Consider the following 25,242-nt stretch of genomic DNA (forward strand, 5'->3'; position numbering starts at 1 on the left):
GTCCTGGAGCACGAAAGGGGACATCACATGCCTGTGGACCGGGCCCGCATCCTCGCCGAGGTTGCCGAGATGCTGCACGCGATCCGCGACGACGCCGGAGTCGACGAGGAGATCACCATGGCGACCAGGTTCCAGGACGACCTGGAGATGGAGAGCATCGACGTGGTCTCCCTCGCCGGTCGCCTACAGGGGCGGTACGGCGACGCGGTCAACCTCGCCCAGCTCGTGGCCGGCCTCGACCTGGACTCGATCCGGCAACTGCAGGTCGGTGACCTCGTCGAGCACATCGCCGCCGCGCTCGACCGGACCGACGCCAGCAGCACCGCGGACATCGGTGTCGGCACCGCGGACCCGAGCCAGGGCAGAGCGGGTACCCCGGCATGAGCGGGGGTGGCGACGAGCGGATCGTCAGGCCCGGGGTGTGCGGGCCCGCTGGCGGGATGACGCGAAGCGGGGTGCCGGCATGAGCACGGTCCGGGCCAACGGCCTGTCCGTCCACGTGGAGCAGCTCGCCCCGGCCGACGCCGACGCCGGTCGGCACGGTGCCGCACCGACCGCGGTGTTGATCCACGGCCTGACCACGGACACCCTGGCCAGTTGGTATCTCACCCTCGCCCAGCCGCTCGCCGCCAACCGCCTCCGCGTGATCATGTACGACCTGCGCGGGCACGGGCACACCGAACGCCCGCCGGCAGGCTACGCGTTCGACGATTTTGTCAACGACCTGGCGGCGTTGCTGGCCGCGCTCGACGTGACCGGTCCGATCCACCTGTTCGGGAACTCTTTCGGCGGCACGATCGCGATCGGCTACGCCGTACGCCACCCCGGGCGGGTCGCCGCCATCGCCGCGATCGAGTCCTCCCCGCCGACGGCGACGTGGTTCGCCCGGGTGGCCCAGCAGCTCGAGCACGCTGCCGCCTACCTGCCGCTCGACCACGCGCTGGCCGAGATCAGGGCCGAACGTGGGGAACTCGCCAGCCGGCGGGCCAGGACCGCCCGGGAGGTGCTCGCCGCCACGAGCCTCGTACGCGACCTGCCGGCCAGCCGGCTGCCGGCGGAGGAGAGCATCGCCGCGATCGACTGCCCCGTGCTGTGGGTGTACGGCGGCGACTCGCCCGTGGTCGGGATGGTTCCCGAGGCCCGGCGGCTGTTGCCGCGGGCGCGGTTCGTCACCGTGCCCGGCCAGCGGCACTCCCTCCTTGTCGACCGGCCGGGTGCCGTACGCGACATCGTCCTGTCCTGGCTTCGCGAGGAGTGCGGCCTCCCGGTCGGCCTGCCGAACATCACGGGGTTCTCCGGTCACGACGGTCAGGATCAGCCGTCCGCACCGGCGACCGCCCACTGATCCGCTCATCGATCCACAGCGCAGAGGAGGACCTCGATGGAGCAACCGCCCGTCGGCCAGGCGATCATCATCAGTACCGGTCGGTGCGGGTCGACGCTGCTGTCCGACCTGGTCGCCGAGCAGTCCGACACCCTTTCGGCCCACGAGTTCCTCGCGTCGGCGGAGACCTGGTCCGGCGACAGAGGGGTGCTCAGCGGAGCCGAGTACTGGTCACGGCTGAGCAGCCCCAGACCGGAGCTCGCCACGCTGTTCCGGATCGGCGTCGGCCCGGTCGAGGTGTGCTACCCGGCCGACGGTCGATGGGCCGGCAACCTCGTCGAACTGCCCCGGATCCTCGCGACCACGCTGCCGAAGATCTCGCCCGAGCCGGACCGTCTGTTCGACCGGCTCGCCGGGCTGGTGCCCGGTTTTCCGGCTCAGTCGTTGGCCGGGCACCACCAGATGTTCCTGGAACTGCTCACCTCGCTCGTCGGCCGGCGGCGCTGGGTCGAGCGTTCGGGCGGCTCCAGTCATTTCGCGCGGTACCTGCTGGAGGGGTTCCCCACCGCGAAGATCGTCTACCTGACCCGCAACCGGGAGGACACCGCCCGATCGATGAGCCGGCACCCCTCCTTCCAGCTTCTCCAGCTCGGCCTGGAAGTTCTCGGCCGGTACGGGGTCGACCTGTTCCAACCCGGCGCCGATCAGCAGGTGCCGGAGGAGCTGGTGCGCTACCTGCCGAGCCGACTGACCGCCGAGACGCTGAGCGAGCGTGGCCGGGACGTCCAGCGTTACCGGCGGTTGTGCGCGTTCCTGACCAGTGAGGCCGAGCAGGCCATCACCGATGCCGGGCCACGGGACCTGTTGAGGATGACGTACGAGGACCTTGTCGGGGACCCGCTGGCGCAGCTCGCGCGGCTGGGCCGGTTCCTGGAGTTCGACGACTGGGAGCAGTGGGCACAACGGGTGGCCGGGGCGGTGGTGCCGGGCCCCCGCCAGCGCGATGCGGCGACTGTCGCCTGACCGGAGTGACACGTAGTCCTGGACGGACCATCCGCCGGGAGGTGGCCGGGCACGTCGGGTGGTCGGCAGGGATCCGAATCATTGATGACGTGGTCGGGCCGACCGGAGCGAACAGGGGTCGCAGATGTTGGCGGTGACGCCCCGCCTCACCGGTGGCGGCGGGTTCTACGTCCTGAACAGCGAACGCGGTCTCCAGACCCCACCCGGCCAACCGGGTGGCACCGGTACGGTCGACTTCCTGCTCGCTTACGCATGATCGGATCCGGTGTCCCCGGTCGTTCCCGGGGTGGCGGAGGTGCGGGGCGCCCTGGGCGGTCCCCGGACGCCAGCGTCAGGTCGTCGGGCGTTGCAGTTCGTGCCGGTACGGTGGGTCCGCACCCGCGCGGGTACAGGTGATCGCGGCCACCTCGACGGCGAACCGTACGGCGGTGGCGACGTCGTCGTCGGGCCAGGACGGTCCCGAACGGGACCGGTGCAACCGGGCGAGCAGGCCGGCGGTGAACGCGTCACCGGCGCCGATGGTGTCGACCACGTCCACGACCGGTGCCGATCGGCGCAGCAGGCCGGCACCGGTCGCGGCGACCGCGCCCCGGGGGCCGAGCGTCGCGATCGCGAGCACGGCGCCGAGGTCACGCCACCAGCGGAGCACGTCCTCGAGCTGATCCTCCGGGTAGAGCCAGCCGATGTCCTCGTCGCTGGCCTTCACCACGTGGGCGTGGCCCACCAGCCGCTCGACGCGGGCGCGGGCCCGGTCCGGGGTGCCGACCAGGCCCGGGCGGATGTTCGGGTCGAGGCTGACCAGCATGCCCTGGTCGCGGGCGGTGCGCAGGGTGTCGTCGATGTGTTCGGCTCCGGGTTCCAGGAACACCGACAGCGAGCCGGCGTGGAGGATGCCCTGGTGGTCGAGGGCGGCGGCCAGCTCGGCCGGTTGCCACTGCCAGTCGGCTGTCCCGTCGAGGTAGAAGTCGTAGCCGGCGGTGCCGTCGCCGGACGTGGTGACAACCGCGAGGGTGGCCGGTTCCGGGACGGTCACCGAGGGTCCCAGGTCGACGCCGTTGGCCTCGGCATGCTGGCGCAACCGGCGGCCGAACCGGCTGGTGCTGAACCGGGCGAGCAGTCTGGTCGGTACGCCGAGTCGGGCGAGCCCGACGGCGACGTTGAGCGGGCTGCCGCCGGGGTGCGCGGTGAATCGGCCGTCGGGTCCTTCGACGAGGTCGACGACGGCCTCACCGATGACGGTGACCGCTGCCGTGCTCACGACGTGCCTCTCTGCTCGGGTGGCGTTGGTCCTGGTTGGGTCGCTACGGATTGTCACGGTGCCGGAGTCGGCGAGGTGTTCTCGCCCGGTACGTCGGTGACCAGCCCGGTGCCGGGCTGGTACCGGACGGGGATGGGGTCGCTGAGTTCGCCGACGAACTCGCCGTCGACGTCGTCGAGGAAGCCGATGAGTGCCCATCGGCCGTCGGTGTCGGAGACCAGCCGGGGGGCGTACAGGTGCGGGTGCGGCCAGGGCCGCGCCGACGCGATGTCCCAGGGGCCGTTGACGGTAGGGCCGGTGGCGGTCCAGATCCGGTGCTCGACGCGCTCCGGGGTGGTCGCGGCGTTGGTGCAGAACAACAGGACGGGCTGACCGTCGACGACCGCGACCTGGGGGACCTCGAGGTGGCCGAACCCGGCCGGGGTGGACAACGGCGGCTGGACGGTCCAGTTCAGCAGGTCCTCGGAGGTGGCGTGGCCGATGACGCCACGTCCGGCCGCCGTGCCGTGGTTGGCCCGGGCGGTGACCAGCATGTGCCAGCCGGTGCCGCCGGGGTCGGGGAAGACCCAGGGGTCGCGCCAGGCCTGTTCGTACCACAGGTTCCGGTCCAGATGCTCGTACCAGGTCGGGTCGGCCTCCACCAGCGGACCGGTACCGTGCCGGTGCCAGCTGGTCAGGTCGTCGGAGACGGCCAGGCCGATGCGTTGCACCAGCCCGTCCTCGGCGCGACTGACCCCGGTGTAGAACAGGTACCACCGTCCGTCCGGGCCCCGTACGACGCACCCGGTCCAGGTGGCCAGGTCGTCCCAGGCGGGCGTGTCGGCGGGGACGAGTGCGTCGGCAACCAGGCGCCAGGTGCGCAGGTCGGTGGAGGTGGCGTGGCCGATGGCGGCGCGCAGGTGTCGGCGGTGCGGATCGAGCAGGGCGCGGGAGGCGCGCAGGAAGAACGCGTGCCGCAGTCCAGCGTCGTCCTGCACGTACCAGCTGTCCCACACCCAGTGGTCTGGCAGACGGAGCATGGCGGGCAAGCTATCAGATAAATCGGTTTAGCAACATCGGAGCCAGGCTCGGCCAGCGCGTGACGACGCGGGGATTACGCCACGGGTGCGGCGATGGACCTGCGCCGCCGCAGCGGCATGGGAACGAGGGTCGGTTCCGTGGTTCCGCCGTCGAGGAGGATCTCCACCGCGCGCCGCCCCATCTGCTCGTGCGGCAGGGCGGCGGTGGCCAGGCCGGGACGCAGCCAGGTGGCGATGGGGTCGTCGTCGAAGGAGACGACGGAGATGTCGGTGGGCACGGCCAGCCCGGCCTCGCCGAGCGCCTGGTAGGCGCCGAAGGCCAGCCGGTCGTTCATGCAGATGACGGCACTCGGGCGGGTGGGCCTGGTGAGGAGGCCGCGCATGGCGGCGTAGCCGTGTTCGGGCAGCCAGTCGCTGCAGAACACGTCGGCGAACAGGGTGGCACCGGCGGCCGAGAGGGTGTCCTGGATTCCCCGCAGGCGGGCCTGCGCGGCGAGGGAGACCTCGGCTTCACGCTCCTTGAGGCGGTTGCGGCCGATGAGCGCGATCCGGTCGCGGTGGCCCTTGTCGAGGAGGGCGGTGGCGACGGTCCGACCGGCGCGTTCGTCGTCGGGGAGTACGCAGGGCAGGTTCTCCGGGCTGGTGGCGTTGAGTAGCACCACGGGGCCGCTGTGGATGGCGGGCGGTACCGCCAGCCGCCGGGTCGCCATCGCCGCGTAGATGACCCCGTCCACCTGGCGGTCGAGCATCGCCTCGATGGCGTACTGCTCGAACGCCGCGTCGCCCTGGGTCTCGGCGATGAGCAGTACGTGGTCGCGTTCGCGGGCCGCGTCCAGGGCGCCGCGGATGAGCCCGCCGGCGAACCGGGTGGTGGCGACGATGTCGGAGACGAACGCGATGGTGGCCGTCTTACGGGTACGCAGGCTGCGCGCGGCGACGTTGGGCCGGTAGCCGAGCTCCTCGGCGGCCGCGAAGACGCGCTGGTGTGCCTCGGGGGACAGTCGGGTGCCCTCCCGCCCGTTGAGCACCATCGACGCGGCGGTCTTGGACAGCCCGGCGAGCCGCGCGACGTCAGCCAGGGTTGCTCTGTTGCGGCCCATCAGTCCTCCGAATCGGGGCGGGTGATCCGACACCGCCGCTGCCCATCATGCGGGGTGGGTTGATGGTGTCCAGCGCCGGCGACGGCCCGACGCGGTCCGGTCGGGTGAACCGGTCGTTTCCGGGCCGTTGCCGGCTTGTTCTTGACAGCTACACGCCCCGCGTTCATGCTCTGCTAAATCAGTTTAGCGGACGTTCTGCTTCCGCCGAGGGCATGCCACGCCCCTCGCGGGAGTGACCATGGTCGGTTACCGCGCGCCGGGGTCAGGGGCTGGCCCGCGACGTGGATCACGTGGCGGCCGCAGGCTGTCGCGGCGGGTCTGAGAAACCTGCCGGGACAACTGCCGATCGGCGAGACGCGCGGACGAGTCAAGGAGCCGTAGGAGTGGACGGATTTTCGACGAGGTACACGCGGCGCAGGCTCGTGTTGCTCGCTTCGCTGGTCACTGCCGCCGTGTCGGTCACCGCGTGCAGTGCGCCCGGATCGGATCAGGAATCCCCGGCTGATTCCACCGCGCCGATCAGCACCGAACTGGGCACCGAGCCGATCACCCTGGAGATGTACGCCGAGACCGGCTTCCCGCTGGCGAAGGCGCTCGCCGACGAGTTCACCAGGCAGCACCCGAACGTGCGGTTCAACGTCCGGGAGGACCAGTTCACGGTCATCGTGGAGAACGCACCGCGGGTGCTGGCCTCGGACAACGCGCCGGACATCATTCGGCTGCCCACCATGGTCGACCTGGTGAAGGACGGGCTGCTGAAGAACCTGGACCCGTACTTCACCGCGTACGGCTGGGACAGGTTCCCGGCCTCCCAGCTCGTGCAGCTGCGCGTCGGGGAGGGGGGCCGGCCACGTGGTGCCGGGTCGCTGTACGGGATGGGACTCGGGTACAGCGTGACCGGGGTGTTCTACAACAAGAGCCTCGCCGAGCGGGTCGGCATGACCGCGCCGCCGGCCACCATCGCCGAGTTCGAGCAGCTGCTCGCCAAGGCGAAGACCGCCGGGGTGCAACCGATCATGCAGTTCAACAAGAACACCGCCGGGATCAACTTCCCCCACCAGGCGCTGCAGAACCAGTTCGGTGACCCGGCCCAGATCGCCGACTGGATCTTCCAGAAGCCGGGCGCGACCTTCGACACGCCGGCCGCGCTGAAGGCCACCCAGGTCATCCAACGGTGGGCACAGGCCGGGTACTTCCCGAAGGACGCGAACGCCCTGGACTACACCGCGATGATGGGCGAGTTCCAGAAGGGCAACGGCCTGTTCATGTTCAACGGCGACTGGGAGTCGGGCAATCTCGACAAGTCGATGAGCGGCAAGGTGGGCTTCTTCCTGTTCCCCACCGAGTCCGGCAGCGGCAACCACGTCGCGATGTCCGCGCCCAACACCTTCGGCGTCGGCGCGAAGGCCAAGCACCCGGACGCGGCCGCCTTCTTCCTCAACTGGGTCCACACCAACGCCAAGGCCCGGGAGATCTCCGTGACCGTCGGCGGCTCGCACCCCGGCGGCCCGTCCGACCTGGCCATCCCGACGGTGGCCGAGGGAAGCGTGCTGGCCCAGACGCTGAAGGCGTCCCAGCAGCTCGGGGCGGAGAACGGCGCGGTGGACTTCACCGCGAACGCCACCGGCGGCATCTTCGCCGCGGCGATCACCCCGGAGATGCAGAAGCTGGTCGCCGGTCAGCAGACCCCCGAGGGGTACGTGAAGGCGGTCCAGGCCGAGTACGAGAAGGAACTGTCCCGATGACGCCTGCTGCCGTCGGCAGCGCCCGGACCGGGCCGGCGGCGACCTCGTCGTCGGCCCCGCCGAACCGCCCGTCATCCGTGCGGCCCCACCGACGTCGGTGGGGCCGCACGGCCCGGTGGGCCGGCTGGCTGTGGGTGCTGCCTGCCATGATCATGTACGCCGTTTTTGTCCTGCGCCCCCTCGCGTTGACGGTCCAGTACTCGTTCTACGACTGGAACGGCATCGGCGTGGCCCGGTGGGCGGGCCTGGACAACTACCTGACGGTGTTCACCGACAGCGACCTGTTGAAGATTATTTCGAACGCGTTCGTCCTGATCATCTTCTTCAGTCTCATCCCGGTCGCCCTCGGGCTGCTGGTCGCCAGCCTGGTCCGGCGGATCACCGCAGGGCCGTTCGGCACCGTCGTGCGGACCATCCTGTTTCTGCCACAGGTGATCCCGCTGGTGGCGGCCGGCATCGCGTGGAGCTGGCTGCTGTCGTCGAACGGCCTGGTCAACCAGGCGCTGCGCGCGGTCGGCCTCGGTGGGCTCGCCCGGGCCTGGCTCGGCGACTTCGACACGGCGCTGCCCTCCGTCGGCGTCATCGGCGCCTGGGTCCTGCTCGGTCTCTGCACGATCCTGCTGGTCACCGGCATGAGCAAGATCGATCCCGCGCTGTACGAAGCGGCCCGCATCGACGGCGCCGGACCGGTACGCGAGTTCTTCGCCGTCACCCTGCCCAGCCTGCGCAACGAGATCGGGGTGTGTCTCACCGTGACCGTGATCGCGGCCCTGGCCAGTTTCGACATCGTCTACATCTCCACCAGCGGCGGTCCCGGCCTGCAGACCACCGTGCCGGGGCTGGAGATCTACCGGCTCGCGTTCTCCCAACGTCAGGTCGGGCTCGCCTCGGCGCTGGCCGTCGTCCTCATGCTGCTGGTCCTGGCCTGCGTACTGCCGATCCAGCGGCTCACCCGGGAAGGCAAGGAATGAACCTGAGTCGAAGCGAACGGCTGACCGGCCGCGTCTTCCTGATCGCGCTGGTCCTCGTCACACTCCTGCCGTTCGTGAGCATGCTGTCGGCCGCGTTGCAGCCCCGCGGCACGGTACCCACCGGGCTGGCCTGGCCGTCGGATCCGCAGTGGGGCAATTTCGTCGACGCGTTCACCGCCGCGAACATGGCCGCGTTGCTCCGCTCCAGCCTGCTGATCGTGGTCGGGGTCGTACCGGTCTCCGTGGTGATCGCCACCATGGCCGGCTTCGGGCTCGGTCACCTGCGGGTACCCGGCGGCAGGTTCGCCTTCGGCCTCCTGCTGCTCGGCCTGACCCTTCCGTTCGAGGCGGTGATCACCCCGATCTACTACCAGATGCGGGACTTCGGCCTGCTCAACACCCGGTGGGCGATCATCCTGCCGCTCATCGCGCTCTACATGCCGTTCGGTGTGTTCTGGATGCGGGCGCACTTCAGCAACGTCCCGACCGAACTCTCCGAGGCGGCGCGGATGGACGGCAGCAGCACCTGGCAGCTGTTCTGGCGGATCCAGGTGCCGCTCGCCCGGCCGGCGATCGCGTCCCTGACGATCCTGCTGTTCCTGTGGACCTGGAACCAGTTCCTGCTCGCCATCGTGCTCGTCGACGATGCCACCAAGCGCACCATGGCCGGCGCTCTCGGCGCGTTCCAGGGCCAGTGGGGCACCGACCTGGTGCTGCTGTGCGCCGGCTCGCTGCTCATCCTCACCCCGACCCTCATCGTGTTCCTGATCTTCCAGCGCCAGTTCATCAAGGCTCTGCTGCAGGGATCCCTGAAGGGCTGACTCCTTGACACCGGCGGCGGGGCTGGCGAGAGTACCCGCTGACTCGATTCGGCGCCGGTCGTGCTCGGTCGTTCCGTCCCGTCTGCCGATCGGCGGTCACCGATCCTGGGACACCAGTTGACGTGGAGGTGCCACCCATGGCGATCCGCCGTACCACCGCCGCTCTGGCCGCTGCCGGACTCGTCGTCGCGCTGACCGCGTCGGCGATGGCCGCGCCATCGGCGTACGCGGGTGCCCGGACCGGGATCCAGAGCGTCACCGCGATCACCAAGGTCTACACCTTCGGCCAGAAGGTCGCGGCGGTCGCCATCGAGTACCGGGATCCGGTCGACCCCCGCACCCTCGACCGGGACACGTTCACCGTCTCGGACAGCATCTACAACTTCCGCCTCAACCCGCCCGAGGACCTGCCGAAGCGAGCGGACCGGACGGTTACCCGGATCTACACCAACGACGAGCCGACGATCATCCCCGACGGACGATCGCACCGGGGCCGGTACGTCATCGTCGAGCTCGACCCCGGCGACCCCGGCGGCAACACGGTCATCCGCTCGACGTGCACCACCCGCTGCTACGAAAAGATCAATCCGAACCTGCCCACCGAGGTTGTCCAGAACGAGGACGTGTACGCCAGCGGCGGCCCGGGCCGGGGTCGGGTGCTCGGGGCGGGGGGACCGGCCCGCTATCCGCTGACCACCGAACCGGTCAACCTTCTGGCGGACGAGTTCCGCCACGAGACGTACGACCACCCGGGCATGACCGTGCCGTACGCGTACCACCTGCCGACCCGGTACAACCCGAATCGGGCGTACCCGCTGGTGGTCGTACTGCCGGGTTGGGGCTCCGGGTACGACGGGGAGAACGTGGGCGTACAGGTCGCGGTCGACGTCACCGCGACCGCCTGGCTGCAACCGACCTGGACCGGCGGCCGCGAGAACGTCATCGTCCTTTCGCCGCAGACCCAGCGTGTCGGCACCGAGGCCGAGTCAGCCGCGTTGGTGGCGCTCCTCGACGCGTTCACGAAGCGCTACCACGTCGACCGGAAGCGTGTCTACGTGTCGACCTACTCCTGGGGCTCGACCCTCGCGTACGACGCGATGGCCAACCATCCCGGCCTCTTCTCGGGGGCGTTGATCAACGCCGGTTTCCGGATCAGCCCCGACCAGGCGGCCCGGATCGCCCGGGCGGAGACGCCGTTCTGGATCACCCACGGCACCAGCGACCCGATCCTGCCGGTCACGTTCGGCCGGGACACCGCACAGAGCCTGCGTGCCGCGTACGTCGCCGCCGGTGTCGACCCCGCCAGGCTCGACGAGCTGATCCGCTACACCGAGTTCCCCGACGAGGCGTTCGCCGAGCCGGACTACCACGCGGTTGTCGGCCCGACGTACGAGGATCCGTCGATCCTCCGCTGGCTCCTCACCCGGTAGGCCACCGGTCGGGTGTGGGGGACGCCCGTTCCCCACACCGGCTTTCCGGGGCACCACGGTTGGTGTCGCCGGCCGGGCGAGCGCCCGCCGGGTTACGGTTGCGGCATGTCTCGGGAGACGTGGACCGTGATCCTGGTGCTGGGTGGCATCGTGGCCGTCGCCACGCTGGTCGGGGCCGTTTTGCTCGCGGTCAGGGTGTGGCGTACCCGCAAGCTGCTCGGCGAGTTGGGTGCCGGCGGCAAGGTCGCGTTCTACGGGGCGTTGATCTACACCGTGCTGCCGGTGGACCTGTTGCCCGATCCGATCTACCTCGACGACATGGGCGTACTGGCCGGCGCGCTGCTCTACCTGACCCGGCTGGTCCACCGGCACCGAGCGGCCCGCGTCGGGTCGGATCCCGCTCATCGGTCCGGTGACGGCGCGTTGCCGCCGGGCCCGACCAACCGGGCGCCCAGCCGACGATGACCTGAGCACCGGCGGGTGCCCGGGCGGACCGGCGCCGGAAGCGCGGGTCCGGATAAGGTCGGGCGCGTGTCAGTCGATCTGCATACCTCCGTCGACCTCGCCGACCACGCCCGCTCCGCCCTCGCCCGGTCCGGCGCGGCGCCGTCCGAGTGGAAGTTCGAGCCAGCTGAGCGGGTGGAGTGGGCGGTCGCCCGGTTCGACGGTGGCGACCAGGCCGGAGCCGCCGAGGAACTGACAGCATGCCTGGACGGTTTTCTACCGAAGGAGTTCGCCGAGGCGGCACCCCGGATCCTCACCGGCGAGCAGGCGGTACGGGTCGTGGCCGCCGCACTCGATGGTGAGCATCCCTACCGGTCGTTCGCGAGTGGACACAACGGCCCCGGGCACGCGGTCGCCGGGACGCTCGCCCGCCTCGCGGCCGGCAACGCCGAGGCGGAGGCCGCCCTGCTCCGGGCCGTACTGGTGGTCCGGCCGAACGAGGAGCATATGTGGGCGTCCCATCGGCAGGCGCGGATATCGGCGGTTCTCGCGGCGCTGGCTGAGGCGCACGCCGGCGAGCCCGAGATCCTCGACCGCTGGTCGGCGCTGCTGGACGGGACCGACCGGCCCAGCCTCGCCGCGGCGGCCGCCCTGTGGGGACCTCTGGGCCTCGCCGAAACCGACCGACGCTGCGAAACCGTCCGGGAGGTCGACGGTGAGCGGCTCGTCGCCGCGTTCGTCGCGGCGGACCGGTTCGACGACGCGCTCACCCTGGCGACCCGGCTTGGCCCACGGTCACAGCAGCGCGCGCTGCTGACCCTGGCCACGCCCGGACTCTCTGCGGCCCGGGCGAAGGCACTGGTGGCCGCGTTCCGGAGATGCCCGAAGGGCGGCCGCGACCGCGACCAGCAGATGGTCTACCAGCACCGGTTCGCCCGGCTGTTCCTGGCCCTGGACAGGGTCGACGACGCGCTCGCCGTGCTCGGCCGGATGCGGGACTGTCGTGTGTCGGGATACGGGCCGGGGCCGCTCGCCCTCGAGGTGGTGCGCTGGCTCGACGGCCGACGGGAGGCGGTCACCCCGGAACGGCTCCGCGCCGTGCTGGAGGCGTTGGCCGGTCCGGGGGTCATCCCGCAGGAGTTGGCCGCTGTCGTCGCGGAGGTCGTACCACTCGTGTACCCCCTGGCCGACGAGGAGTTGCGTGCCGAGATCGTTGACGTGCACGTGCCACGGCTGCGGGGACGGGTGGGAAACTGGCGACCGTCGCGGCTGATGGTCGACGCCGGGCTCGGCGCCGCGCTGGTCGAGACCGGCGACGCCACCGCGCTCGACCCGGTCTTCACGGCGGCCGTTGCCGGCAGGACCGACTCGCGGCTGAGTCTCGTGCTGGGCCGGCTGGCCATCCACACCGGACTGGTGGCGCGGGATCGCGAGCTGTTCACCCGGCTGGTGGCCGGCGCACTGTCCGAGGGCTACTGGCGGTACGGCGAGGCGCTGCTGCCGGCTCTCGACGCCGAGGCCCGTACGGTCGTGCCGGACGTGGTGGCGGCCGTGCCGGTCGAGGGCCGTCGCTACGTGGTCGCGGGCGTCGCGCGCTTCGCCGAACACGTCGGTGAACCCGGTCTTCTCGCCGCCATGCTCGATCTGGCACCGGACGCGGCGAGCACCTGTCGGACAGCGGCGCGCGTCGCGATGATGCTGGCCCGTCGCGGGGAGTTGTCGACCGCGTTGGACGTCGCGCGACGGTGCGGCCTGGTCGGGGGCAAGCCAGGGTGACCTAGCCCAGGCCCGTCGAAGCCGGCAGGCTCCCGACCGTCCTGACGATCACAACCAGCCGGCGTCCTGGGCGATGCGGATCGCGTCGATCTTGTTGCGGGCGCCGGTCTTGGTGATGGCGCCGGTCAGGTAGTTGCGAACGGTGCCCGTGGACAGGTGGAGGCGGTCAGCGATTTCCTTGGCCGAGGCGCCCTGCGCGGCCTCGCGGAGCATTGTGGTCTCCCGTGGGGTGAGCGGGCTCTCGCCGTATTCCATCGCCGAGGAGACCAGCTCGGGGTCGAGGACCCGCAGACCCTGGGCGGTGCGCCGGACGGCGTCGGCGAGATGGTCGCCGGGGGCGTCCTTGACCAGAAACGCCTCGATGCCGGCCGAAAGCGCCCGTCGTACCTGGCCGGGACGGCCCAGCGCGGTGAGCACCAGCACCCGGCACTCCGGCAGCTCGGCGCGCAGCTCGGCGGCGGCGGTGATGCCGTCGAGCACCGGCAGGTCGATGTCCACGATCGCGACGTCGGGGCGGGTCCGCCTGGCCTCGGGGACGATCCGGTCGCCCTCGGTCACCTGGGCGACGACCTCGATGTCGGACTCCAGCCGTAGCAGCGCCACCAGCGCGGCCCTGATCATGTGCATGTCCTCGGCGAGCAGGACCCGGATCATGCGGACGGCACATCCATCAACATCCGGAACCCGCCGCCTTCCGTACGCGCGAACTCCACCTGCCCACCCAGCGTCGCGGCCCGCTCGGAGAGCCCTGTGAGGCCCGAACCCGCCGGCCCACCCCGGTCGGGTGCGAGCGCGCCGTCGTTGACGATTTCCAGCCGCACCCGCCCACCTCGGACGGAGGTGGTGATGGAGCAGGTGGTGGCCCGGCTGTGGCGGAGCACGTTGGTGACACCCTCGCGGACCGCCCAAGCCAGTGCCTCGTCGCTGCTCCTCGGTAGTCCGGCGACGCCCACGTTGGCGGTGCAGGCGACACCGGACGACGTCAGCAGCGACACCGCCCGCGGTACCTCCTGGGCCAGCGACACCTCACGGTAGCCGCGGGCCACCTGGCGGACATCCTGGGCGGCGTCCCTGGCCACCTTGACCAACTCACTGAGTTCCACTCTGGCCTCCTCGGGATCGTGGTCGAGCAGTCGCCGCGACAGGTCGCCCTTGAGCGCGATGGCGGTCAGGCTGCGGCCGAGCCCGTCGTGCAGGTCGCGCGAGATGCGCAGCCGTTCCTTGAGCACGGCTGCCTCGGCCAGGTCGGCCCTGGCCTGCTGTAGCTCCCGGGTGACCGTCACGAGCCTGACCGCGGCGTAGATCACCGACCCGGCAACGATGACGGTGAGCAGCGCGTACAGGCCGTTGTAGATGTTGAGAGGGCTGGTCTCCACCCCGATGTAGCCGAGTGCTCCCTGGCCCAGCGCGATCGGTATGAAGAGCACCATCTTCCAGGGCGCGCGCAGCCGCAGCAGCACCACGGCGGAGAGGATGTGCGGCACGCTCGTCCAGAATGCGCCGAGCCAGAGCATCGGCAGGTAGGCCGCGAGGACCAGCACCGCCAGGTCGACGGTGAACCCGCCCTCCGGGCTCCCGCGGAAGGCAAGTCGGATCTGCCTGAGGTACGGGACGTAGAAGACAACCAGGCTCGCCAGCATGACGCCGACCTGGAACGGTGTACCCATGGGCCCGACCAGCACAAGCGGGGTCAGGGGGAACCCGACGCTGATGACGGTGACCACGCCGATGGCCAGACGGAGAGGGTGCATGAACCGACACTATGATCGGCGGGGTTCCCAGCGGAACCAGCGCGCGAGGGCGAAGATCCCGATCAGCCCCCAGACCACGAGCTTGATCGCCGGGACGAGCGCGGCCCGCAGGTCGCCGGCGATCGTGCCAGACGCGATCGTGGTCCGTGCCACCGTGACCACCGCGTCGGTGGGCAGCGCCGCGAAGACCATCCGCAGGGCGGTCGGCATCATCTCCATGAACGGTCCCATCGCGCCGGCGCCGACCCCGGCGACCAGGAAGAACGGCATCGACATGACAGCGGCGAGTTCCAACCGCGGCACCAGGGCGGTGAAGGCCGCGCCGAGTATGGCGACCACGGTGGTACCGGCGACCACGAACACCGCGTAGAGCAGCGGGTTGCGGGGCAGGGGGACGTCCGCGGCGAGGTGCACGGCCAGCGTGCACACGGCGACCAGTGCCACCGTCTGGACAACCTGTCCGCTGATCTCGCCGACCAGGATCTGTCGTTCGGTGAGCAGTGTCGTCCGTAGCCGCTTGAGCAGGAGTTGGTCGCGTCGGGCGGTGAGGGCCTGGACGATGCTCATGAACGTGGAGACCGACAGCACGATCGCGAGCCCGCCGACGAAGGTCTGGACGGCGCCCGCGACGCCGTCCGGCCTGAGGGCACCCATCAGCACGGGCATGCCCACGCACAGCACGACGGGCGTCACCACCGTGCCGAAGACCACCCCCCTGTCCAGCCAGAACAGCCGGGTGCTGAGCCGGAAGGCGGCGGCCGTGCCGGTCATCGGTCATTCCCTGCGGCCTCGAGGAAAAGGTCTTCCAGGGTCGCCATGCGGACCTCCAGACTGGCGAGCCGTAGCCCGCGCTCACTCGCCCAGCTCAGCAGGGTCTGTGCGGCGAGGTCGGGATCCGCCGCCTGGCACACGGCCCGGCCGTCGATGACAGATGCGGGAACGGGCAGGTCGTCCGGCGCGACGCTGTCGGGAAGCGTGAAGGAGACGCGTCCGGAGCGGCCCGCCAGTGTCTCCACCATGCCGCCGTAGGCGACGACCTCGCCCGCGTCCAGTATCGCCAGACGGGAGGCAAGGCGCTGGGCCTCCTCCAGGTAGTGGGTGGTGAGCAGGACAGTCGTGCCCTCGGCAGCGAGGCCGCGCACGATGTCCCAGGTGTTCTTACGGGCCTCGGGGTCCATTCCGGTGGTCGGCTCGTCGAGGAACAGCACGTCCGGCCGGCCGAGGGTGGCCAGGGCGAGGTCGAGTCTGCGCTTTTCGCCGCCGGAGAGTTGCCGGACCTTCGTGTCCGCCTTCGTCGTGAGGCCGGTCAGGTCGAGAGCCTCCTCGAGCGGCCGGGGTACGGCCGTGAAATCGCGCCACATTGCCACCGTCTGACCGACGGTGAGCTCCTGGAAGAACCCCGCCTCCTGCAGCATCACGCCGGTGCGCCTGCGCAGCTCAGCCTGGTCGGCTACCGGATCGAGGTCGAGCACCCTGACCGTGCCGCCGTCGGGCCGCTGGAACCCTGCCAGCATTTCGACGGTTGTCGTCTTGCCGGCACCGTTACGCCCGAGGAGTGCGAAGATCTCGCCCTCGCCGACCTCGAACGAGACGCCCCTCACCGCTTCGAATCCGCCGTGGCTCTTCCTGAGCTTGGTCACCTGAATCGCCGTCACGTCGCTGATTGTTCAAACCGGACGCGCCCGGTTGTAGTGAGGAAATCACGACTTGCGCGGGTGGGCACCGCAGCTGTCGCCAGTCGTGGTGTTCCGGCTACCGGGCTCCCTCCATCGTTCAGGCGCTCAGGCCGAGGAGCCGGCGACGTCAGCCGAAGTGGATCCGACGTACGGTGCCGCCGGTCAGATCCACGTAGTAGATGTCGTTTCCGGGGCCGAGCACAAGATCGACCGGACCGGCGTCCCGTCCGGGATGTGGCAGCCGTCCCCGGGCACCACCGCCTGGCTGTGCTGGTAGGCGTAGTACGGGGCGGTGACCGTGCCGGCCGGTGCCGCGTACAGGCTCTGGCAGAGGTTCAGCCCGGCGGCCCGGTAGTTGGGCTGCTGGCCGACGCCCTCGTAGCACGGCCAGCCGTGGTTGTGTACCGGCGCGGCGAGCGGGGCGACGACCCGGTCGATCTCCTCCCAGGTACGGAAGCCGACGTCGCTGAGCCAGACCTCGGTGGTACCGGGCCGGAAGGTGAGCCGGAAGGGGTTACGCAGCCCGTAGGCGACGATCCGCCGGGTGTTGGGGTCGGGGCTGGCAACCAGGGGATTGTCCCGGGGCGCCTTGCCGGTCGTCTCGTGCACCCGCACCAGGGTGCCGGAGAGGCCGGTCGGGTCCGCCGGGGTGCGGAGGTCCTGGGCACGCAGCGCCCCACCCTCGGCGGTCGGCGGGGTCATCGGCCCGCCGACCCGGGCCGGCGGGTCGCCGCACGGGTTGGGCCGGCTGCCGAGCTGGCCGTAGTCGACGACCCGACCGGAGGCGCCGTCCCCGCCGCCCACGAACAACGTGCCGTCCGGGGCGAAGACGACGTCCCCGATCGAATGGGTGTCACTCTGCTGGCACCAGTCGTTGAGCAGCACCCGCTCCACGAGCTGCCTGTTGCTGATCACGAGCCGGGACACCCGGGCGCTGACCAGACAACCGTCCGGTGTCGGGCAGGTGTCGTTGTACCGGGGGGCGGTGCCGCCGATCGGGGCGTCGTAGGTGTAGCTGACGTACACCCAGGGGTTGCTGGTAGGGAAGCCGGGCGGCAGGGCCAGCCCGACCATGCCCAGGTCGGAGTAGTCGAACACCTGCCGGCGGAGATCGGCGAAGACGGTCGGGGTCGGGTCGGTGAGACTGTCGAAGACCTTGACGATGCCGCGCTTCTCCGCGACGAAGACCCGGCCGTCCTGAGCGAAGGCCACCTTGGTCGGCTCGACCAGCCCGGAGAACACCACCTGGTCGGTGAAGCCGGGCGGCAGGGCCGCTGCGGCCGGAGCCGTCTCCGCCCAGAGGGGTACGGCGAGGGCCGCCGTCAGCAGGGACACCACGGCGCGACGTGTGGTTTTGGACATGACAGCCTCCTGGCGTGTGCCGCCATGCCCCGAATGCCGGGCATGGCCGGCATGACCAGATTGCGCCGGCCCGCCGACGTCGGCCTGTCGGCCCGACGACCGAAACGGTGGCGGGAAGCCGACCCGGGGTACCTCACCCGCCGGCCAGGAGGCGTCGCTTGTCGGGCTTGCCAGCGGGGGAGACGGGCACCTCGTCGACGACGGTGACGAGCCGGGGCACGCTCGCCTCGCCGAGCCGGTCCCGGACCAGGGCCCGCAACACACCGGGGTCCGGTCGGTGGCCGGGGGCGGGTACGACGAAGGCGTGCACCGCCTCGCCGGTCTCCTCGTCCGGGGCGGCCACCACGTACGCCTCGGCCACGTCCGGATGGGTGGCCAGGGCGCGTTCGATCGGGCCCGCGTACTGCAGGTTGGCGTTGACGATGATGACGTCCCGGGTCCGGCCCAGCAGGTGCAGGTATCCGTCGGGGTCGAGTCGGGCGAGGTCGCGGGTGCGGACCCACCCGTCCACGAAGACCTCGGCGGTCTCGGCCGGGTCGGCCCAGTAGCCGCTCGCCTGGGCCGGGGTGCGGACGAACAGCTCGCCCTCGGCACCGACCGGCACCGGCCGGCCGTCGGCGTCGCGGACCTGCACCTCGACCGCGTCCGGCGGGCGACCCACCGAGGCGAGCACGTCCGGCGGGCGACCCACCGAGGCGAGCACGGCCGGCGGGCGGCCGGTGCCGCCAGGAGGGCTGCCGGCCAGGGCGGCGGTCAGTTCCGCCGGGGTGACCATGGAGATCATGCCGGTCTCGGTCTGGCCGTAGCCGTGGTAGACGACCGGCCCGAGTACGGCCATCGCCTCGACGAGCCGGGCCGGATCGAGCGGGGAACCCGAAACCAGCAGGGCGCGCAGCGTACCGAGGTCGACCGGGTCGCTGCGCTGGACGGCCACCAGTTTCGCCAGCCGGGGCACGGTGATGACGCTGGCGGTGGCCCGGTGCCGGGCGATCGCGGCGGGAAAGAACGGTTCTCCGTCCCGGGGTGGTTCGGCAACGACCATGGTGCCGCCGGCGGCCAGGGTGAGGACGCCGTACTCCAGCATCACCTGACTGCTGAGCGAACCGAAGACCAGATACCGGTCGAGGTTGCCGGCGAGGTCGCGGACCGCCGGCGGCCACCGGTCCGGGTACGGTGTCCAGGCGCGGCCGAGCGCCGCGTACGTCTGCAGGCAGCCCTTCGGGTCACCGGTGCTGCCACTGGTGTAGATCACCCGGGCGACGTCGTCCGGCCGTCCGACCGGCGTCGGCGGAGCGGGTGGCGCGGAGGCGACGGTCAGGTCCGGTGCCCCGGCGACCGGGCCGACCGCCAACAGTCGCAGGCCCGCGGCCGCCGACCGCAGCGGGCCGGTCGCGGTCGACGGGTCGACGAGCACCGCCGTGATCCGCTGACCGAGGATGTGCCGCAGTTGGCCGGGGGTGAGCCCCGGCCGGATCCCGGCGACCCGGGCCCCCACGACCTGTGCCGCGATGGTGGCGGCGAACGCCTCCGGCGTCACCCCGAGCGCAAGCGCCAGCCCGGCGCCGGGACCGATTCCCGCCTCCCGCAGCCCGGCGGCGAGCCGGCCGATCAGGTCGAGCATCTCGTCGGCGCCGACGGTCCGGTCACCGTGTTCGAAGACAGGACGGTCGACCGGACGCTCCCGGCCGGCGGTGAGCAGGTCGAGGACCACCTGCGGATAGCGGGATCGGGTCCGGGGTGGACGGTCAGCCCGCGGCGGACGGTCGGGTTCAGCCGATGCCATCGCCCAGGCGTTCCTTGACGAAGCCCGCCAACGGCTGCTGGTGGACGGCCGGCAGGTTCCACTCGTTCTCCAGGTTCTCCGCCAGGTGGTGCACCGCGACCACCGTTCCGTCCCGGTAGTGGCGGACGACCGGGTGCAGGTAGCTGGCGTCGTGCGCCGCGTGCGCGTCGTTCTCCCGGGGGCGGGGGACCGAGATGTCGAACGGGTCCACCGTGTCGTGGTTGGCGCCGTACTCCAGGGTGGTGACGAGGGCGGAGCCGCCGCCGAGCCCCCGCTCGGCGAGGTACGCCACCGGAACCTCCTCGTGGTGGTACGCGGTACCGCCCCGGACCGTCACCGCGTCACCGAGTACGCCGAACTGCTGCCACAGCGCGGACGAGCGGTTGACCCGGTTGACGATGGCGTCGGCGATCGCCTCCGGGGTCGCCTCCAAGGCAGTGGCCGGCCAGGCGACCCCGTGGTAGCGGGCGTTGAGGATCCGGTACAGGGCCCGGACGCCGTACCGGAAGCCGTGGATGAAGCCGCTGGTCGACTTCTTGAAGTCACGCTGCTGGGTCAACGTACCGGCGAAGTACAGGTCGGGGACGGTCGTCGACTCGTACGCCGGGTTCTGTTCCGGGAACCGGTCGTTGATGACCAGACGCGGCCGGCAGCTTTCGTCGAAGACCGACGCGTCGAAGCGGAAGCCGGTGCAGGCGATCACCCGGTCGTACTCGATCTCCCGGATCGCCTCCACGGTCCGGGCGTACCGGAACCGGACCCGGTAGCCGCCGTCGGGACGGCGTTCGATCTGTTCGACGGTGCCGTCCAGCACGGCGTTCTGCGACTTGAGCTGGTACGTGTCGAGGAAGTTGTTGTTCACCGCCCGCAGGTGGCCGACATAGTGCGTCTGCCAGGCGAACCGGACCGAGTGCGGCCCGGCGACGTGCACCACGGCGGCGGTCTCCACCAGGTTGTCGGCGGTCTCGAACGCCGAGTTGCCCTTGCCGATGATCATGACCCGCTGGTTGACGAAGTCCGCCGGGTCGACGCTGACCGTGTCGTACCGTTCGGCGTGCTCGATCCCGGGGATCGGTGGCACGTGGAGCTGGGAGACACCGGTCGCGACCACCAGGCGGCGGCCGCGCCAGGTCCGGCCGTCGGCGTCGACGGCGGTGAAACCCTCGGCGTCGCGGCCGAGCCGGACCACCCGGGTCCGGTAGGACACCCGGACGCCGGTCGCGGCGGCGAAGTCGGTCAGGTAGCGCCGCAGGTCGTCGGCGGCCGGGAAGTAGCGCTGGCTGTACCGGCCGAACCGCAGGTCGGGGTCGTCGCTGAGCAGCGAGTTCCAGTCCATCCGCAGGTTGAACTCGTCGTCGGTGGAACCGGTGTAGACCTTGTTGATGGAGATCAGCGTGCGGTGCCGTGGGTAGGTGCTGAAGAAGGTGCCCGGCCCGTCGCCCGCCTCCAGCACGACGTAGTCGTGGCCGTCGGACTCCAGCAGGGCGGCGAGTTGCAGGCCCGCCGGTCCCGCGCCGATGATCAGGTAATCGTGCGTGGTCAGGCGTTCGCGCGTCATGCGCCCGGACGGTAGCGGTCGGTCATCAGAGATAACTCAGACCGCTCTGAGAATCCGTGGCTACCGTCGGCCCGATGACTTCCCGGACCGGGACCGCCGCCGTCCACACCGTCGACCTGGCCCGTCCGCTGCGGTCGGAGGACCTGCGGCGGGCGGCGCTGCCGCTGCGCGTCGAGGTCACCGGCCCGGTCCGTGACCGGGTACGACGGTCCCGCGACCACCTGCGGACCGTGCTCGGCGACGACCGTCCGGTGTACGGCGCCACCACCGGGTTCGGGGCACTGGTCGGCTACGCCGGCCGGGACGACGAGGCCGACCAGTGTGACAACACGCTCGCCCACCTCGGGGCGGGCCAGGACGTGCAGCTCGACCCGGCCGTGGTCCGGGCCACCATGCTGGTCCGGGTCTGGTCACTGGCCCAGGGCGTGTCCGGGGTCTCGGTACGGGTCGTCGAGGGACTCGCCGCGATGCTCGGGACGTCGTTCGTACCGGCGATGCCACGGCTCGGCTCGGTCGGGGCCAGCGGCGACCTGATCCCGCTCGCGTACGCCACCCAGTCGCTGCGCGGGCGGGGCTGGGCGTGGCTGGACGGGAAGCGGATGCCGGCGGCGCAGGCGCTGGAGGCGGCTGGCCTGACCCCGCTCGTGCTGGACGGCCGGGACGCGTTGGCGCTGGTCAACGGCACGTCGCTGACCACCGCCGCCACCGCGCTTGCCCGGGACGCCGTCCGGGCCTCGCACCGGGCGGCCCAGTTGCTGACCTGTCTGCTCGTCGACCTGCTCGGCTGCGACCCCGACCAGTTCCTCCACCCCCGGCTGCTGACCGCGTACGGCCACCCGGCCGCCGCCGACGTCGCCGCCCGGATGCGGGCGCTGCTCGCCGGGGCGGTGCCCTCCGGCGACCGGCCACTGCAGGAGGCGTACAGCATCCGCTGTGCCCCGCAACTGCTCGGCGCGGCCGAGGAGGCGCTGCGGTACGTCGACGGGGTGGTCGCGGCGGACCTGGGCGGGGTGAGTGACAATCCGCTGTTCTTCCCCGACGACGACCTGGTGCTGCACGGCGGCAACTTCTTCGGCCAGCCCGCCGCCTTCGCCGCCGACATGCTGGCGCTGGTCACCGCGCAGCTCGGCAACCTCGTCGAACGCCAGCTCGACCTGCTTGTCGACCCGGTGCGCAACGGCGGACTGCCGCCGATGCTGGCGGCCGGACCCGGCCGCCAGCACGGGCTGCAGGGTGTGCAACTGGCGACGACGGCGATCGTGGCGGAACTGCGCCGGGCCGCCACCCCGGCGAGCATGCAGAGCCTGCCGACCAACCTGCACAACCAGGACGTGGTGCCGTTCGGCACCCAGGCGGCGCTGCGCGCCGTGGAGCAGGCCGGACTGCTCCGGCTGCTCTGCGGCTCGTTGGCGGTCGGGCTGCGGCAGGCCGGTCACGTCGGCGCCCGCACCCCGACCGCGCCCGGCTGCGCCGCCGCGTTCGACCGGCTCGCCGAGGTCGTACCGGCGATCGACCCGGACCGGCCCCTGGACGCGGACGTGATCCGCGCCGCCGACCTGCTGGACGAGGTGACCGGGCCGACCGCCTGACGCGTACGGGGGTGGAGCACCCGCGGTCAGCCCCTCGGCTGGTCGAGGAAGGCGAGGGTGGCCGCGGCGAACAGCGGCGACATGAAGATGTCGTAGTGGGTGCAACCGGGCAGGGCGGCCAGCGCGTGGCCGCCCTTCGGTCGCCCCTCGCCCATCCAGCCGCCGTCCCGCTGGCCGCCGCCGACCTCGGCGGCGACACCGCGCGCCCGCTCGACGCGGACCAGTCGGAGCTGCTGGACCGCTACGTCAGGGCGTTCGAGGGGTACGACATCGCCGCGCTCACGTCACTGCTGCACGAGGACGTCACGCTGAACATGCCGCCACTGCCGCTCTGGCTTCGCGGGCACGCCGACATCCGCGACTGGATGCTCGGCACCGGCTCCGGATGCCGAGGGTCCCGGCTGGTGCCCACGGTGGCGAGCGGGGTGCCGGCCTTCGGCCAGTACCGTCCGACCGGGCCGTGGGCGCTCATCGTCCTGGACATCTCAGCCGGGCGGATCCGCGGGATCACCAACTTCCTCGACGTGGAGCGGCTGTTCCCGCTGTTCGGCCTCCCGATGCGGTTCGACGCCTGAACCGTCCTCCACCGGGATGACCGCGTCCAGGCCGGTGAGCGTGAGCAGCTGACGCAGGCGCAGCGACGCACCGCGGAGCTGGAGGTCGACGCCGAGCCGGCGTGCGGTCAGCCGCAGCCGGGCGAGGGTGTCGAGGGTCGCCACGTTCTGGTCGACGATCCGGCTGACATCGCAGACGACGACGCGGACCTCGCCCGGCCGCCGGGTCAGCAGGTCGGCCAGTCGGGCGCGGAGGACCGGGGTGTCGGCCCGCCCGACGGTGGGGCCGACGACCAGAACGGGCGGCGTGGGATCCTGGCGCACGGCGGCTCCCTTCCGGTTGTGGGCACTACTGGTGGGATCCGTCGACACGCCGGAACTCATCGGTCCCGGGCCGACGAACTCCTCCCGGCCGGCCTGAGTTTTCTCTGAGTTCCCCCTCGTACGGTCTGCTCCGTGAACGCAGAGATGCTCGACTATCTCGTCATCGGGGCGGGCCCGGCCGGCCTGCAGTTCGCGGCGTTCCTCGAGCGCGACGGCCGCCGCGACTACCTGGTACTGGAGTCCGCCGACGGCCCGGGCGCGTTCTTCACCCGGTTTCCCCGACACCGGCAACTGATCTCGATCAACAAGCCGCACACCGGCTCGGACGACCCCGAGCTGAACCTGCGGCTGGACTGGAACTCGCTGCTCAGCGAGGACCCGGCGCTGCGGTTCACCCGCTACACCGAGCGGTACTTCCCGCCCGCCGACGAGATGGTCCGCTACCTGGCCGACTTCGCCGCCGCGACCGGGGTACGGGTCCGGTACGGCACCCGGGTGACCCGGGTCAGTCGGGCGGCGGGCGGCGGCTTCGCGGTCACCGACGGGACCGGCACGGTTTACCGGGCCCGGCGGGTGGTGGTGGCGACCGGAGTCGGGCAGCCCTATGTCCCGCCGATTCCCGGCGTCGGGCACGCGGAACGGTACACCGAGATGTCGGTCGACCCCCGGGACTTCCTCGACCAGCGGGTCCTCGTGATCGGCAAGGGCAACTCGGCGTTCGAGACCGCCGACAACCTGATGGAGACCACCACCCTGATTCACGTCGCGGGGCCCGGATCGGTCCGGATGGCCTGGCGGACCCACTACGTCGGGCACCTGCGGGCGGTGAACAACAACTTCCTCGACACCTACCAGCTCAAGTCGGCGAACGCGATCCTCGACGGGCACGTCCGCGAGATCGTCCGCGACGGGGACGGTTACCGGGTGAGCTTCGCCTTCTCCCGGGCCGACGAGGTCGTCCGGGAACTGCACTACGACCGGGTGCTGCTCTGCACCGGCTTCCGGTTCGACGCGTCGATCTTCGACGGGACCTGCCGTCCGGCGCTGGCGATCAACGACCGGTTCCCCGCCCAGACGGCCGAGTGGGAGTCGGTTAACGTACCGGACCTCTTCTTCGCCGGCACACTGAGCCAGCAGCGGGACTTCAAACGCTCGACCAGCGGCTTCATCCACGGCTTCCGGTACGGGGTACGCGCACTGCACCGCATCCTCGAACGGCGGTACCACGACGAGCCGTGGCCGGCCGGAAAGGTCGACGTCGCCGGCGAGCCGATGGCCGACGCGATCATCGAACGGGTCAACCGCAGCTCCGGGCTGTGGCAGCAGTTCGGGGTGCTCGCCGACGTCCTGACGGTGGCCGGGTCGGAGGCCCGGTACCACGAGGAGGTGCCGGTCGACTACCTCACCGGGATCGGCCTGACCACCGTGGACCATCCGGTCGAGCACGCCTTCGTCGTCACCCTGGAGTACGGCCCGGAGCACGACCGGGTCGACCCGTTCGACGTCTCGGTGCGCCGGGTCGCCCAGGACGTGGCGGGCCAGGCGCACGACGCCGCGTACCTGCACCCGGTGGTCCGGTACCACCGCGACGGCCGGGTGGTCGCGGCCCACCACCTGGCGGAGAACCTGGAGAACCGGTGGAACCGGCCGGACGTGCACCGGACACCACTGGTCGCCTTCCTGGACCGCTGCCTAGACGGCGCCGTGGGCTGAGTCGTGCCCCCGGTGGCGGAC

At 71.2% G+C, this 25,242-nt stretch carries 25 protein-coding genes; 13 read left to right on the plus strand and 12 right to left on the minus strand.

Going from position 1 to position 25,242, the window contains the following annotated elements:
* Positions 1-27: 27 nt before the first annotated feature.
* The 4 genes from ABGB21_RS24540 (at position 28) to ABGB21_RS24555 (ending at position 2,603) form a co-directional block, all read left to right on the plus strand.
* Positions 28-384, plus strand: coding sequence for a phosphopantetheine-binding protein (locus ABGB21_RS24540; RefSeq protein WP_347654798.1), 357 nt, complete (start codon positions 28-30; stop codon positions 382-384).
* 79 nt (positions 385-463) lie between these two features.
* On the plus strand, positions 464-1,345 hold the full coding sequence (locus tag ABGB21_RS24545; RefSeq protein ID WP_347679758.1) for an alpha/beta hydrolase: 882 nt from the start codon (positions 464-466) through the stop codon (positions 1,343-1,345).
* 36 nt (positions 1,346-1,381) lie between these two features.
* Complete coding sequence (locus tag ABGB21_RS24550) at positions 1,382-2,347, plus strand: hypothetical protein (protein ID WP_347654796.1); 966 nt, start codon at positions 1,382-1,384, stop codon at positions 2,345-2,347.
* 124 nt (positions 2,348-2,471) lie between these two features.
* Positions 2,472-2,603, plus strand: a complete 132-nt coding sequence (locus tag ABGB21_RS24555) for a hypothetical protein (protein WP_347654795.1) — start codon at positions 2,472-2,474, stop codon at positions 2,601-2,603.
* A 75-nt stretch (positions 2,604-2,678) separates the two neighbouring features.
* Here the strand turns inward: ABGB21_RS24555 and ABGB21_RS24560 are convergent, their stop codons facing one another.
* From ABGB21_RS24560 to ABGB21_RS24570, 3 genes are all read right to left on the minus strand, one after another.
* On the minus strand, positions 2,679-3,605 hold the full coding sequence (locus tag ABGB21_RS24560; protein WP_347654794.1) for a carbohydrate kinase: 927 nt from the start codon (positions 3,603-3,605) through the stop codon (positions 2,679-2,681).
* Between the two features lie 53 nt (positions 3,606-3,658).
* Positions 3,659-4,624 carry a family 43 glycosylhydrolase gene (locus tag ABGB21_RS24565; RefSeq protein WP_347654793.1) on the minus strand — a complete coding sequence of 322 codons (966 nt, stop codon included), beginning with the start codon at positions 4,622-4,624 and terminating at the stop codon, positions 3,659-3,661.
* Positions 4,625-4,698: 74 nt separating this feature from the next.
* The gene (locus ABGB21_RS24570; protein WP_347654792.1) at positions 4,699-5,724 is read right to left on the minus strand and encodes a LacI family DNA-binding transcriptional regulator; all 1,026 of its coding nucleotides are present in this window, start codon (positions 5,722-5,724) and stop codon (positions 4,699-4,701) included.
* Between the two features lie 422 nt (positions 5,725-6,146).
* On the opposite strand from ABGB21_RS24570, the gene ABGB21_RS24575 reads away from it, so the two are divergent.
* The 6 genes from ABGB21_RS24575 to ABGB21_RS24600 all read left to right on the plus strand — a co-directional run bounded on the left by ABGB21_RS24575 (position 6,147) and on the right by ABGB21_RS24600 (position 12,911).
* Positions 6,147-7,469 (plus strand): extracellular solute-binding protein, encoded by a 1,323-nt coding sequence (locus tag ABGB21_RS24575; protein ID WP_347679760.1) that lies wholly within the window; start codon positions 6,147-6,149, stop codon positions 7,467-7,469.
* 146 nt (positions 7,470-7,615) lie between these two features.
* Positions 7,616-8,440: a sugar ABC transporter permease gene (locus tag ABGB21_RS24580; RefSeq protein WP_347654790.1), complete on the plus strand. Its 825-nt coding sequence runs from the start codon at positions 7,616-7,618 to the stop codon at positions 8,438-8,440.
* Positions 8,437-9,261, plus strand: coding sequence for a carbohydrate ABC transporter permease (locus ABGB21_RS24585; RefSeq protein WP_347654789.1), 825 nt, complete (start codon positions 8,437-8,439; stop codon positions 9,259-9,261). The genes ABGB21_RS24580 and ABGB21_RS24585 overlap by 4 nt, the downstream gene beginning before the upstream one ends.
* A 137-nt stretch (positions 9,262-9,398) precedes the next feature.
* Entirely contained in the window at positions 9,399-10,691 is a 1,293-nt protein-coding gene (locus ABGB21_RS24590; RefSeq protein ID WP_347679762.1) for a hypothetical protein, read from the plus strand.
* Between the two features lie 105 nt (positions 10,692-10,796).
* Entirely contained in the window at positions 10,797-11,156 is a 360-nt protein-coding gene (locus ABGB21_RS24595) for a YkvA family protein (RefSeq protein ID WP_347654787.1), read from the plus strand.
* 66 nt (positions 11,157-11,222) lie between these two features.
* The gene (locus ABGB21_RS24600; RefSeq protein ID WP_347654786.1) at positions 11,223-12,911 is read left to right on the plus strand and encodes a hypothetical protein; all 1,689 of its coding nucleotides are present in this window, start codon (positions 11,223-11,225) and stop codon (positions 12,909-12,911) included.
* A 48-nt stretch (positions 12,912-12,959) separates the two neighbouring features.
* On the opposite strand, the gene ABGB21_RS24605 is transcribed toward ABGB21_RS24600, so the two are convergent.
* The 7 genes from ABGB21_RS24605 to ABGB21_RS24635 form a co-directional block, all read right to left on the minus strand.
* Positions 12,960-13,565 (minus strand): response regulator transcription factor, encoded by a 606-nt coding sequence (locus ABGB21_RS24605; RefSeq protein WP_347654785.1) that lies wholly within the window; start codon positions 13,563-13,565, stop codon positions 12,960-12,962.
* The gene (locus ABGB21_RS24610) at positions 13,562-14,662 is read right to left on the minus strand and encodes a sensor histidine kinase (protein ID WP_347654784.1); all 1,101 of its coding nucleotides are present in this window, start codon (positions 14,660-14,662) and stop codon (positions 13,562-13,564) included. Before ABGB21_RS24610 ends, ABGB21_RS24605 begins: the two co-directional genes overlap by 4 nt.
* 9 nt (positions 14,663-14,671) lie before the next feature.
* Positions 14,672-15,433 (minus strand): ABC transporter permease, encoded by a 762-nt coding sequence (locus ABGB21_RS24615; protein ID WP_347654783.1) that lies wholly within the window; start codon positions 15,431-15,433, stop codon positions 14,672-14,674.
* Positions 15,430-16,317, minus strand: a complete 888-nt coding sequence (locus tag ABGB21_RS24620; protein ID WP_347654782.1) for an ABC transporter ATP-binding protein — start codon at positions 16,315-16,317, stop codon at positions 15,430-15,432. Before ABGB21_RS24620 ends, ABGB21_RS24615 begins: the two co-directional genes overlap by 4 nt.
* A 183-nt stretch (positions 16,318-16,500) precedes the next feature.
* Positions 16,501-17,700, minus strand: coding sequence for a PQQ-dependent sugar dehydrogenase (locus tag ABGB21_RS24625; RefSeq protein WP_347654781.1), 1,200 nt, complete (start codon positions 17,698-17,700; stop codon positions 16,501-16,503).
* A gap of 133 nt (positions 17,701-17,833) precedes the next feature.
* Complete coding sequence (locus tag ABGB21_RS24630; RefSeq protein WP_347679764.1) at positions 17,834-19,483, minus strand: AMP-binding protein; 1,650 nt, start codon at positions 19,481-19,483, stop codon at positions 17,834-17,836.
* Positions 19,470-21,041, minus strand: coding sequence for an NAD(P)-binding domain-containing protein (locus ABGB21_RS24635; RefSeq protein WP_347679766.1), 1,572 nt, complete (start codon positions 21,039-21,041; stop codon positions 19,470-19,472). The genes ABGB21_RS24630 and ABGB21_RS24635 overlap by 14 nt, the downstream gene beginning before the upstream one ends.
* A gap of 74 nt (positions 21,042-21,115) precedes the next feature.
* Between ABGB21_RS24635 and ABGB21_RS24640 the strand changes: the two genes are divergently transcribed.
* Positions 21,116-22,630, plus strand: coding sequence for an aromatic amino acid ammonia-lyase (locus ABGB21_RS24640; protein ID WP_347654778.1), 1,515 nt, complete (start codon positions 21,116-21,118; stop codon positions 22,628-22,630).
* A gap of 26 nt (positions 22,631-22,656) precedes the next feature.
* On the opposite strand, the gene ABGB21_RS24645 is transcribed toward ABGB21_RS24640, so the two are convergent.
* On the minus strand, positions 22,657-22,785 hold the full coding sequence (locus tag ABGB21_RS24645; protein WP_347654777.1) for a hypothetical protein: 129 nt from the start codon (positions 22,783-22,785) through the stop codon (positions 22,657-22,659).
* Between ABGB21_RS24645 and ABGB21_RS24650 the strand changes: the two genes are divergently transcribed.
* The gene (locus ABGB21_RS24650; RefSeq protein ID WP_347679768.1) at positions 22,756-23,205 is read left to right on the plus strand and encodes a nuclear transport factor 2 family protein; all 450 of its coding nucleotides are present in this window, start codon (positions 22,756-22,758) and stop codon (positions 23,203-23,205) included. The genes ABGB21_RS24645 and ABGB21_RS24650 overlap by 30 nt on opposite strands.
* Here ABGB21_RS24650 and ABGB21_RS24655 read toward each other — a convergent pair.
* A complete protein-coding gene (locus ABGB21_RS24655; RefSeq protein ID WP_347679770.1) occupies positions 23,116-23,508 on the minus strand; it encodes an STAS domain-containing protein in 393 nt (130 codons plus the stop codon). The genes ABGB21_RS24650 and ABGB21_RS24655 overlap by 90 nt on opposite strands.
* A gap of 132 nt (positions 23,509-23,640) precedes the next feature.
* Here ABGB21_RS24655 and ABGB21_RS24660 point away from each other — a divergent pair, with 132 nt between their 5' ends.
* Positions 23,641-25,221, plus strand: a complete 1,581-nt coding sequence (locus tag ABGB21_RS24660; protein ID WP_347679772.1) for an FAD-dependent oxidoreductase — start codon at positions 23,641-23,643, stop codon at positions 25,219-25,221.
* The last annotated feature ends 21 nt before the right edge of the window (positions 25,222-25,242 follow it).

Source organism: Plantactinospora sp. B24E8, from assembly GCF_039871735.1.
Classification (GTDB): Bacteria; Actinomycetota; Actinomycetes; order Mycobacteriales; family Micromonosporaceae; genus Plantactinospora.